Source organism: Enterobacter sp. BWH64, assembly GCF_001037645.1.
In the GTDB taxonomy this organism is placed as follows: domain Bacteria; phylum Pseudomonadota; class Gammaproteobacteria; order Enterobacterales; family Enterobacteriaceae; genus Enterobacter; species Enterobacter hormaechei_C.
This window is the reverse complement of sequence record NZ_KQ089922.1, coordinates 3,860,259-3,871,702: the sequence shown is the minus strand read 5'-3', so window position 1 is coordinate 3,871,702 and position 11,444 is coordinate 3,860,259. Positions and strand designations below refer to the sequence as shown.

The 11,444-nt window shown below is 57.8% G+C and carries 10 protein-coding genes; 5 read left to right on the top strand and 5 right to left on the bottom strand.

The window, feature by feature from the left end; genetic code table 11:
* The first annotated feature begins 216 nt into the window (after positions 1–216).
* The 4 genes from SK50_RS18410 to SK50_RS18395 all read left to right on the top strand — a co-directional run bounded on the left by SK50_RS18410 (position 217) and on the right by SK50_RS18395 (position 4,670).
* Positions 217–1,647 (top strand): 6-phospho-beta-glucosidase, encoded by a 1,431-nt coding sequence (locus tag SK50_RS18410; protein ID WP_023295128.1) that lies wholly within the window; start codon positions 217–219, stop codon positions 1,645–1,647.
* A gap of 226 nt (positions 1,648–1,873) precedes the next feature.
* A complete protein-coding gene (gene upp / locus SK50_RS18405; protein ID WP_003860560.1) occupies positions 1,874–2,500 on the top strand; it encodes a uracil phosphoribosyltransferase in 627 nt (208 codons plus the stop codon).
* An 82-nt stretch (positions 2,501–2,582) separates the two neighbouring features.
* A complete protein-coding gene (gene uraA, locus SK50_RS18400; RefSeq protein ID WP_017692944.1) occupies positions 2,583–3,872 on the top strand; it encodes a uracil permease in 1,290 nt (429 codons plus the stop codon).
* 96 nt (positions 3,873–3,968) lie between these two features.
* Complete coding sequence (locus SK50_RS18395) at positions 3,969–4,670, top strand: DnaA inactivator Hda (RefSeq protein WP_166792068.1); 702 nt, start codon at positions 3,969–3,971, stop codon at positions 4,668–4,670.
* Between the two features lie 86 nt (positions 4,671–4,756).
* On the opposite strand, the gene SK50_RS18390 is transcribed toward SK50_RS18395, so the two are convergent.
* Genes SK50_RS18390 through celB form a run of 3 tightly spaced genes read right to left on the bottom strand, consistent with a single transcriptional unit; the run spans position 4,757 to position 8,454 of the window.
* The gene (locus SK50_RS18390; protein ID WP_017692946.1) at positions 4,757–6,175 is read right to left on the bottom strand and encodes a leucyl aminopeptidase family protein; all 1,419 of its coding nucleotides are present in this window, start codon (positions 6,173–6,175) and stop codon (positions 4,757–4,759) included.
* Positions 6,175–7,131, bottom strand: coding sequence for a N(4)-(beta-N-acetylglucosaminyl)-L-asparaginase (locus SK50_RS18385; protein ID WP_017383506.1), 957 nt, complete (start codon positions 7,129–7,131; stop codon positions 6,175–6,177). The genes SK50_RS18390 and SK50_RS18385 overlap by 1 nt, the downstream gene beginning before the upstream one ends.
* Before the next feature lie 3 nt (positions 7,132–7,134).
* The gene (gene celB / locus SK50_RS18380) at positions 7,135–8,454 is read right to left on the bottom strand and encodes a PTS cellobiose transporter subunit IIC (protein ID WP_048229802.1); all 1,320 of its coding nucleotides are present in this window, start codon (positions 8,452–8,454) and stop codon (positions 7,135–7,137) included.
* Between the two features lie 145 nt (positions 8,455–8,599).
* Between celB and SK50_RS18375 the strand changes: the two genes are divergently transcribed.
* Positions 8,600–9,424, top strand: coding sequence for a homeodomain-like domain protein (locus tag SK50_RS18375; RefSeq protein ID WP_017383504.1), 825 nt, complete (start codon positions 8,600–8,602; stop codon positions 9,422–9,424).
* On the opposite strand, the gene arsC is transcribed toward SK50_RS18375, so the two are convergent.
* Complete coding sequence (gene arsC / locus SK50_RS18370) at positions 9,421–9,777, bottom strand: arsenate reductase (glutaredoxin) (RefSeq protein ID WP_017383503.1); 357 nt, start codon at positions 9,775–9,777, stop codon at positions 9,421–9,423. The two genes, SK50_RS18375 and arsC, sit on opposite strands and share 4 nt — an antisense overlap.
* 13 nt (positions 9,778–9,790) lie before the next feature.
* The gene (gene bepA, locus SK50_RS18365; RefSeq protein ID WP_017692947.1) at positions 9,791–11,254 is read right to left on the bottom strand and encodes a beta-barrel assembly-enhancing protease; all 1,464 of its coding nucleotides are present in this window, start codon (positions 11,252–11,254) and stop codon (positions 9,791–9,793) included.
* Positions 11,255–11,444 lie beyond the last annotated feature (190 nt).

The following is an 11,444-nucleotide window of genomic DNA, read 5'->3' as shown; positions in this document are numbered from 1 at the left end:
TCTAACAGTCCAGGCAAACGTTTGCGAGCCTATTCTCGGCGCGAGGATCTTTTTTTCTGTGCGGGCTGTCCAGGGCAACAAACTTGACTCTGTTCACGAAAATGAAACCGGTTTCGGCGATCTGCTTGCAACGGCTATCCCCTTTGCACATCATCAAACTGAAACCGGTTTCTGTAACTGTTTTTGCAGAAAATAACGCAGAATGAGGGATAGCGAATGTCAGGATTTAAAGCAGGTTTTCTGTGGGGTGGGGCCGTTGCGGCGCACCAGCTCGAAGGCGGCTGGAAAGAGGGCGGCAAGGGCGTGAGCGTTGCCGATGTCATGACGGCAGGCGCCCACGGGGTACCGCGTGAAATCACCAACGGCGTGCTGGAGGGGAAAAATTACCCAAACCACGAAGCCATCGACTTTTATCACCGCTATAAAGAAGACATCAAACTCTTTGCCGAGATGGGGTTCAAATGCTTCCGCACCTCCATCGCCTGGACGCGTATCTTCCCGAAAGGCGACGAGCTGGAGCCGAACGAAGCGGGACTCAAATTCTATGACGATCTTTTTGACGAGTGCCTGAAGCACGGCATCGAGCCGGTGATCACGCTTTCCCACTTCGAGATGCCTTTCCACCTGGTGACGGAATACGGCGGCTGGCGCAACCGTAAGCTGATCGACTTCTTTGTTCGCTTCGCGAAGGTCGTTTTTGAGCGCTACCAGCATAAAGTGAAGTACTGGATGACCTTTAACGAGATCAACAACCAGGCCAACTTCCACGAAGACTTTGCGCCGTTTACCAACTCCGGGCTGAAATATGCGCCGGGAGAAGATCGCGAGCCGGTGATGTTCCAGGCGGCGCACTATGAGCTGGTGGCCAGTGCCCTGGCGGTGAAGGCGGGGCGCGAGATCAACCCGTCGCTGCAAATCGGCTGCATGATTGCCATGTGCCCCATCTATCCGCTGACCTGTGCCCCGGACGATATGATGATGGCGATGAACGCCATGCATCGTCGCTACTGGTTCACCGACGTTCACGTGCGCGGCAAGTATCCGCAGCATCTGCTCAACTACTTTGAACGTCGCGGCTTCGCGCTGGATATCACCGAAGAAGATAAAGTGGCGCTGACGCAGGGCTGCGTGGATTACATCGGGTTCAGCTACTACATGTCTTTCGCCACCAAAGCGACGGCGGACAACCCGCAGCTGGACTACGACGAGAGCAAGAGCCTGGTCTCTAACCCGTACGTGCAGAAATCGGACTGGGGCTGGCAGATTGACCCGGTGGGGCTTCGCTACTCCCTCAACTGGTTCTGGGATCACTACCAGCTGCCGCTGTTTATTGTTGAGAACGGCTTTGGCGCGATCGACGTGCAGGAGAGCGACGGCACGGTGAACGACCAGTACCGCATCGACTACCTTTCCGCACACATCCGCGAGATGAAAAAAGCGGTGGTGGAAGACGGCGTGGATCTGATGGGCTATACCCCGTGGGGCTGTATCGACCTGGTCTCGGCCGGCACCGGCGAGATGAAAAAACGCTACGGCTTTATCTTTGTCGATAAAGATAACGAAGGTAACGGCACGCTGAACCGCAGCAAGAAGAAATCGTTCGACTGGTATAAGCAGGTGATTGCCAGCAACGGAGAGCAGCTATAATTGCCCGGTGGCGCTGCGCTTACCGAGCCTACGGGATGTGTAGGCCGGGTAAGCGTTAGCGCCACCCGGCAGAATCCCGCACCCAAGCCGGAGCTTCGCCTCCGGTTTTTTTGTCTCTAAATCACTTTGATTGATATACGTCAAGCAAGATGGGTATGGCGCAATCCGAAAAAAGCGGTATAATCCCGCGATTTTTTTGCGGATGCCACCTCAGAGGAGAAAGAGAATGAAGATTGTGGAAGTGAAACACCCACTCGTTAAACACAAGTTGGGCCTGATGCGTGAGCATGACATCAGCACGAAGCGTTTTCGCGAACTGGCTTCTGAAGTGGGTAGCCTGCTGACCTACGAAGCGACCTCTGATCTGGAAACGGAAAAAGTGACCATCGAAGGCTGGAACGGTCCGGTACAGGTTGAGCAGATCAAAGGTAAAAAAATTACCGTGGTGCCAATCCTGCGTGCGGGTCTGGGCATGATGGAAGGCGTGCTGGAGCACGTCCCAAGCGCGCGTATCAGCGTGGTGGGTATCTACCGTAACGAAGAGACGCTTGAGCCGGTCCCGTACTTCCAGAAGCTGGTCTCTAACATCGACGAGCGTATGGCGCTGGTGGTTGACCCGATGCTGGCGACCGGCGGTTCGATGATCGCCACCATCGACCTGCTGAAAAAAGCGGGATGCAGCAGCATCAAAGTGCTGGTGCTGGTTGCGGCGCCGGAAGGTATCGCGGCGCTGGAAAAAGCGCACCCGGACGTTGAACTCTATACCGCGTCTGTCGACCAGGGACTGAACGAGCACGGGTACATCATCCCGGGGCTCGGCGATGCCGGCGATAAGATTTTTGGTACTAAATAATCGAATAACGATAAAGAAGCCGACTTTGATAGTCGGCTTTTTTTTGAATAAAAACCAACACTGACACTCAGAGGAAAACACTATGACGCGCCGTGCTATCGGGGTGAGTGAAAGACCGCCGCTTTTACAGACAATCCCGCTTAGTTTGCAGCACCTGTTCGCCATGTTTGGCGCAACCGTGCTGGTGCCAATCCTGTTTCACATTAACCCGGCTACCGTGCTGCTGTTTAACGGCATCGGTACGCTACTTTACCTCTTCATCTGTAAAGGCAAAATCCCGGCCTATCTCGGGTCGAGCTTCGCGTTTATCTCCCCGGTTCTGCTGTTGCTGCCGCTGGGTTATGAGGTCGCGCTGGGCGGCTTTATCATGTGCGGCGTGCTGTTCTGCCTGGTCTCCTTCATTGTGAAGAAAGCCGGTACCGGCTGGCTGGACGTGATGTTCCCGCCTGCGGCAATGGGGGCCATCGTTGCCGTCATCGGCCTGGAGCTGGCGGGCGTGGCGGCGAACATGGCCGGGCTGCTGCCTGCGGACGGTCAGTCACCGGATTCCAAAACCATCATTATTTCGCTGGTGACGCTGGGCGTGACGGTTTTCGGTTCCGTCCTCTTCCGCGGCTTTATGGCGATTATCCCGATCCTGATCGGCGTGCTGGCGGGTTACGCGCTCTCCTTCGTGATGGGCGTTGTGGATACCACCCCGATTGCCGAGGCGCACTGGTTCGCGCTGCCAACCTTCTACACCCCGCGCTTTGAATGGTTCGCTATTTTCACTATTCTGCCTGCCGCGCTGGTGGTGATTGCTGAGCACGTCGGCCACCTGGTGGTGACGGCGAACATCGTGAAGCGCGACCTGATCCGCGACCCGGGCCTGCATCGCTCCATGTTTGCCAACGGTTTCTCCACCATCATCTCTGGTTTCTTCGGCTCCACGCCAAACACGACTTACGGTGAGAATATCGGCGTAATGGCGATCACCCGCGTCTACAGCACCTGGGTTATCGGCGGCGCGGCGATCATCGCCATTCTGCTCTCCTGCGTTGGTAAACTGGCGGCGGCGATCCAGATTATCCCGGTTCCGGTGATGGGCGGCGTTTCTCTGCTGCTGTACGGGGTGATCGGTGCCTCCGGTATTCGCGTGCTGATTGAATCCAAAGTGGATTACAGCAAGGCGCAGAACCTGATCCTGACCTCCGTTATCCTGATTATCGGCGTGAGCGGCGCGAAGGTGCACATCGGCGCGGCAGAGCTGAAGGGTATGGCGCTGGCGACCATCGTCGGCGTCGGCCTGAGCCTGATTTTCAAGCTGATCTCGGTGATCCGCCCGGAAGAGGTGGTGCTGGACGCAGACGAAAGCGAAAAAGCGCCACATTGATCGTCATGCCGGGCGAAGGATCGCCCGGTTCTCTCCTTGCAGGTTCCGTGTTAAACTCCATTCCGATTTTATGTAAGATCTCTGGTTGAGGTATTTCTGAACGGACCGGCACAGCTCTCTCTGCCACTTTATCTCCCTGACGACGAAACTTTCGCGAGTTTCTGGCCGGGTGATAACCCCTCTTTACTGGCTGCACTGCAAAACGTGCTGCGCCAGGAACACAGCGGATACATCTATATCTGGTCACGCGAAGGCGCGGGACGCAGCCACCTGCTGCATGCCGCCTGTGCGGAGCTTTCGGCGCGCGGTGACGCGGTAGGCTATGTGCCGCTGGATAAACGCACCTGGTTTGTGCCTGAGGTGCTGGAGGGCATGGAACATCTCTCCCTGGTCTGCATCGATAATATCGAATGCGTGGCGGGGGACGAACCGTGGGAAATGGCGATCTTTAACCTCTACAACCGCATTCTGGAGTCGGGCAAAACCCGGCTGCTGATCACCGGCGATCGTCCGCCGCGCCAGCTCAATCTGGGGCTGCCGGATCTGGCGTCTCGTCTGGACTGGGGGCAAATCTACAAGCTGCAACCGCTGTCGGATGAAGACAAACTCCAGGCGCTTCAGCTGCGCGCTAAGCAGCGTGGGTTTGAGCTGCCGGAGGACGTGGGTCGGTTCCTGCTTAAACGCCTGGACAGGGAAATGCGCACGCTGTTTGACACGCTCGATCAGCTCGATCGCGCGTCTATTACCGCGCAGCGCAAGCTAACCATTCCGTTTGTGAAAGATATTCTTAAGCTTTGAGTTTTTTGCCCGGTGGCGCTGCGCTTACCGGGCCTACGAAAACCCGTCATACCTTGTAGGCCGGGTAAGGCGCAGCCGCCACCCGGCTAAAGATCCCCCAACAAGTGCTCCACCAGCAGCGGAATCGGTCTTCCCGATGCCACGCTTCTGCCGTTCTCACGCCACAGCGCCGTCCCGCTGATATCCAGATGCGCCCACGGAATGGTCAGCGGGCAGAAGTGATGCAGCAGCCACGCCGCCGAGGCGCTGATCGCCGCATTGTTGGTCGGCGTGTTGCATAGATCGGCAATGGCGCTGTCGGTCTGCTTTCTCAGCCGCGCATCCAGCGGCAGGGACCACACCTCGTCGCCGCTCCGTTTGCCCGCGAGCGTCAGTGCCTGACGCAACGGCTCATCCTCCGTCATTAACCCGCTCAATTCATAGCCCAGCGCTTTGACGACTGCGCCGGTTAAGGTCGCCATATCAATGATATAGTGAGCCTGCGGATGGCGCTGACTCGCCCAGGCGATAGCGTCTGCCAGCACCAGCCGGCCTTCGGCATCGGTATTGTTGATTTCAACGGTGGTGCCGTTGCAGGCCATCGCCACCGTGCCGGGCTGCATGGCGTCGGGGCCGATGGCGTTTTCCGCCAGCGCCAGCACGCCCATGATGCGCACGGGTAATTTCAGCTCCGCAACGGTCAGCATCAGCCCGAGCACGTTAGCCGCGCCGCACATGTCATATTTCATGGTGTACATGCCCGCGCCTTCCTTCAGCCACAGGCCGCCGGTGTCAAATGTAATGCCTTTTCCCACGTAGCAGCGCACCGGGCCATCAGACACGCCGTTATAGTGAATAGCCAGCAGACGCGGTGGGCAGGTCGCCCCTTTGCCAACGGCGTGCAGTAGCCCCAGCCCCTGCTCAACAATTTGCTTTTCATCCAACACCTCGCAGCGCAGGGCAGGGCTGGCGGCACACAGTTTTTGCGCCTCTTCCACCACAAACTGCGGCGTGCAGCGGTCGGACGGCATATCCGCCAGACGTCGCGCCGCAACCATGCCGAGCGCAATGGTCTGCTGCTGGCGGAAGGTCGTCTCCAGCTTCGCCTGCTGTTCCGGCAAGCAGAGGGCAGTGATGCAGGTAAGACGCAGCGCTTCGTCCGTCTTCTTCAGCTTCAGGTCACTGAGCCTGTGCGCCTGATTAAAGAGAAAACGCAGTACCTGCGCCAGCACCACATCGTCAATATCCGTCACGTCCAGCACGAGTTCGGCGCTGGCGGGGGCGGCAAGCAGCGGTCGCAGGGCGGTGAGCAACCCTTCGGTCAGGGCGTCATGCCAGAGCGCATCCGGAAACAGGGTGATGCGGGCAAACGGCGCGCAGCCAAAGCGCGCGTCCGCGACGGTGCTCTGCTGGCGCATTTCAGCGACAAGAGCGCTTTCCGGTATCAGGGAACTGTCAGCGCGCGCAATCAAATGGCTTTGCGGCTTCGCGTCTGAAAGCGCGTTGATAAACTGGTATGTGATCATCATGACTCCTCAATCGGTGCGCGGATCCGCGCGGCATAGGCCTGCATCCACTCCTCATCTACCGCGTGATAGTGCGTTTTCTCCCGCAGGCGTTCAGTACGGAAAACGGTGAGGGGCTGGCGAGCCGTCGCCACCACAAACGAGAAGGTTTTGATGTTGGTTGCGGCGCCAAATTCTCCTTTGCTGTTCATGCACACCACGGAGAGATCGCCCGCGCGACCGAAGCGCGACATCAGCTTGTCTTCCAGTTCGAACACCACCGAATCCGCCGCCTGCTGCGGCGTCATCCCTTGCGCCATCCGGCGAACGATTTCGTAGCTGGTACAGCCCTTCATCAGATCTTCACCGACGCCCGTGGCGGTGGCCGCGCCGGTTTCGCTGTCGCAGTAAAAGCCGGAGCCGATGATGGGTGAGTCACCGAGGCGGCCGCGTTTTTTCATAAACAGGCCGCTGGTGGAGGTGGCGACGCTCATCGAGCCCTGTTTATCGAGGCCGATGATGCCGACGGTGTCATGTCCGTCGTAGGGGCTTAACCCCTTGTCCAGCGTTTCGCGGCAGCGCTTACGGTAGTGTTGCATGGCGCGATCCGTGAGCATGGTTTTGTCGGCAAAGCCCTGGCTCAGCGCCCATTCGCGCGCGCCCTGGCCGACCAGCAGGCTGTTATAGCGCTGGCGGCTGAGTGCGTGCGCCACGCGCACCGGGTTGGCGATATCCACCAGATTGCCCACGGCGCCGAACGCCAGCGTGTCGCCGTCCATATAGGCCGCGTCCAGCTCCACCTCGCCGTTCTCGGTCGGCAGCCCGCCGTAGCCGACGGATTTATAAAACGGAAAGTCCTCGACGGCGGCGACGGCATCCACCACCGCCGGAGCGACAGGTTTGCCCGCAGCCAGCGCAGACGCAGATTCCGTGACGCCTTCAAGCGCCATTCGCCAGGTTGCGATAATTCCCCACATGCTTTACTCCTGTTTTGCAAGGGTGGTGTCGGTTTGCGTAGCGGTAGTCAGCTCCGCGGCGCGGTACTGTTTATCCACGATACGCATGAAAGGCAGGTACAGCATGACGCCAATCAGCAGGTTGATCAGCTGCATCACGCTGCCGCTCAGGTGCCCGGTGACGATAAAGCCGCTGATAACCGGCGGCAGCGTCCAGGGGATAAACACCCCGGTGGTGACGGCGACCGCACCAATTTTCATCGCCGCATACTGCACGGTGACCAGCACCAGCGGCACCAGATTGAACGGGATGAGCATGATCGGGTTCATGATCACCGGCAGGCCAAACAGGATCGGTTCGTTGATGTTAAACACCGACGCGCCCGCACCGAGGCGCGCTACTTCGCGCATGTTTTTGCTGCGGGCGAAAATCAGCATCGCAATCACCAGCGACAGCGTGGCGCCCGCGCCGCCCATCCAGATCATGTCAAAAAACTGTTCGGTGATGATGTGCGGCGGCGTCGTTCCCGCCTGGATCGCGGCGATGTTGTCGGTCTGGTTCTCCATCCACAGCGGGCGAATAATCCCGTTGATCATCGAACCGGAGTTAATGCCCACTGACCACAGAATGGTGATGCTGAATACGGTCATCAGCGCCCCGAAATAAGAGGTGCCGTAGTGGCGCACCGGGGTGGCAACCACTTCATAAATAAACTGGTGGATGGTGTGATAGTGGGTGTTTTCAAAGATGATGCGGATAAGCAGCACCAGAATCATCACCAGCAGGGCCGGGATCAGGGCCGCGAACGACTCCTGCACCGCCGGAGGCACGCCGTCCGGCATTTTGATGACCAGCTTTTTGCGCTTCAGCCAGCAGAACAGTTCCGTCCACAGCAGGGAACCGATCATCGCCACGAACAGCCCTTTGCTGCCAATCCACTCCACCGGCATCACGGTAATGCCGCCGTTTTCCGCCACTTTGATAAAGGGCGTCAGGATCAGAAACGCGACCAGCGCCAGGATGCCGCAGGAGATGCGGTCCTCGCCATAATGCTCAGCCAGGCGGTAGGCCACCAGGAAGCTGATAAACAGCGACATGGTTGAGAACACCGCGTTAAACGGGATCTCTATAATTGCACTCCAGCTCTCACCAAAGGCCTGAGACATAAACTGCTGATAGGCCTGATTCGGGAAGGAGGAGATCACCAGCAGAATGGAGCCGACGATGATAAACGGCATGAATGAAACGTAGGCGCCGCGAATGGCCCCAAGATGACGCTGCTGGGCCGTTTTCGCCGCCAGCGGCATCAGTTTTGCTTCAAGAAATCCCAGAACATTGTTCATTGTGAACTCCGTACAAGATTGAGAGGTGTTGTTTATGTTATGTCTGTGGATTATCAGTGAAGCGCGGCGAGCGAAAGGTGAAATCGGTCACAAAGCATTCGCTGCTCTGATATAAATCTCATAAGATTAGTTCCGGAGGGACGCGATGGAAATCAAACTGCATGCCAACGCCACCACCACACCGCGTATCCGTCGTTATCTTCAGCAGTCAGATAAAAGCGACAGGGAACTTGCCGTTGAGCTGGGGATCTCGGTCACCACCGTCAGGCGCTGGCGCAACCGCGACCAGGTTTCGGATAACCACACAACGCCAAAAGTGATACACAAAGCGCTGAGACAAGAGCAGGCGGCACTGATAAATGCCCTGCGGGATATCACAGGGGCACCGTTGGATGAACTGCTGCTGCTGGTGAATGACGGACTCGGGATCGCCGTTTCCCGCGCGACCCTGAACCGCTACCTCAAACCAGCCTCGCTAAAACAAAAGGGGGCGTCGTTGCAGGGCAAAAAGGCGCTGAAGGCCGGGATCATGCCGCAGAAGCTACTCCTGCATCATCAGCCGCTGTCGCTGCATATGGACGACGGTGGCGAGCAACACCTGCTCTGGGCGCGTGAACCCGTCAGCGGCTGGTGTTACGCCCGGCTTTATGCTGGCGTATCGCCGCAGTTGCTGACCCGCTGGACGAACGAGGTGCTGGCTGCCTGTCCGGCTGATATTCAATCTGTTGAGACTTTTGGGCTAGAAGTGAACTTGCCGGAGCATAACGTCACCGTAAAAGTGCATTCACAGTATTATCTCGCCCTTCAGGTCACCGTGCCGTTACGCGAAATCATTCCGCGGGTGAACAGTGAACCGATGGGAGAGCTGTTGATCCAACTGTGTGAGTTTTACAACCGGGGAAAAGCGCAGAAAAAGCTGGGAGAGCGTACGCCGCAGGCGTTTCTGGAAGCGCTGCGGCGTAACGATTAGACGATCTCGAGCACGTCTTCCGGCGGACGGCCGATACGCGCCTTGCCATTTGCCACTACAATCGGGCGCTCAATCAGCTTTGGATTGTCGACCATCGCCTGAATCAGCCGATCTTCAGTGAGACTGGTATCGTTCAGATTGAGCGACTTATACAGATCTTCTTTCTGACGCATCAGGTCGCGTGCGCTGCCCATGTTCAGCATCTTCAGCAGCTGGCGGATAGTCTGCGCGTCCGGCGGCGTCTCCAGGTACAGCACCACTTCCGGTTCGATGCCGTTAGACTTCAGCAGGCTGAGGGTGTCTCGGCTCTTGGAGCAGCGAGGGTTATGGTAAATTTTTACCGCGTCTGTCATGACTTCTCCTTTATTACATCTTCTCGTACGGCTTAAAGCGTTGTTGCAGGCCGCGCAGCTGGTCGATTCGCGCATCGTAGCGGGCCTGTTGCAGGCTGCCAAGCTTCACCTGCGAGCTGGCGCTGCTCAGCAGGGAAATGGCCTGATCGAGACGACCCGCCAGCGCCAGACCTTCCGCACGCGCGGCCAGCTCCTGATCGCGGTTACCCAGTTGCCCCTGGGCCTGGGCGAGCAGCTCCCAGCCGTTCTGGTCATCTTTATTGTTAAAGGTGTAGCGGTTCAGAATGGTCACCGCCTCGCCGGGCTGGCCGCCCTGTAGGTAGGCGTTCGCCAGGTTAAGCTGCAATACTGGATTATTACGAAGATCTTTCGCCCCTTTCAGGCGATTAATCGCATCGGTCGCTTTTTTCTGCCCCAGATCGATATCGGTGGCGAGGTCGAGATACCACGGATTGTCAGGCGCCGCCGTCAGCAGCGGCTGTAGCGCTTTTCGCGCTTCATCGTATTTGCTGGCCTCCATCGCCTGGAGCGCCTGACCATACTGCGCCGCGTTTTTCTCGCGCACGTTGCCTTTCGCCAGCGCGTCCAGCAGATCGCTGGTGAGCTGATTACGTCCGGAGTTGTACATGCCAAGCGTTCTCACTTTGGCCATGTAGAAATCCTGCGAAGACTGCACCACGACCGGACGCATCTGATTGGCACGGTTACGCGCATCCGAGAGGCGGCTTTCCGGCAGCGGGTGGGTCAACAGAATTTCAGGCGGGCGCGACGAGTAGCGTGCCTGGTCGAGCAGCTTTTCCAGGAAGCTCGGCATGGCCTGCGGGTCAAAGCCGGAACGCTGTAAAACCTGAATGCCGATGCGGTCTGCTTCCTGCTCGTTCTGCTGGGTAAAGCTGATCATCCCCTGACGCGTACCCGCCAGCGTCCCGGTAAGCGCCGCCATCCCGGCCTGCGGGCTGGCCATCGCCAGCAGAATAGAACCCAGCGCGCCCACCCAGGTTAGCGGGGCGTTACGCTTCTGATCTTCCATCGCACGCGCCAGATGGCGCTGGGTGACGTGCGAAATTTCGTGCGCCATGACGGACGCCAGCTGGCTTTCGTTATCGGAATAACGGAACAACGCCGAATGCAGCACCACGTTCCCGCCAAAGAAGGCGAAGGCGTTGATTTCGTCGTTATTGATTAAATAGAAGTGGAAGGGCGTTTTTACCGAGTCGGCGTGCGCCACCAGACGCATCCCCAGGCCGTTAATGTATTGCACCAGCAAAGGGTCGTTAATCAGCGGAGCACTGCCGCGCAGCTGGCGTACGTAATAATCACCCATCTGCATCTCCTGCCCGATGGAGAGCGTGCTTCCTGCCGTGGTGCCCATGTCCGGCAATGAATCGGACGAGTCAGCGAAAGCGGGCAACACCTGACCCACCGTCACGGCGGCAATCAGTGTCGCAACCAGTGTTTTTCTCAACTGCCTGAACATAACCACTGTCCTGTATGTTGGATGTGCTAATTTGACCGATGAACCCGCATAACGTTCATCTCCGCTGCTCTGCGAGTGTAGCCGTGTTAAGAGATGAAGAAAATCCCATTCATCAGGGTTTTGCGAAACCTGACAGTGAAACAAAAAGGAAAGTCTTTTTTGTGACAGTTAGATACAATTCACCGTCTCA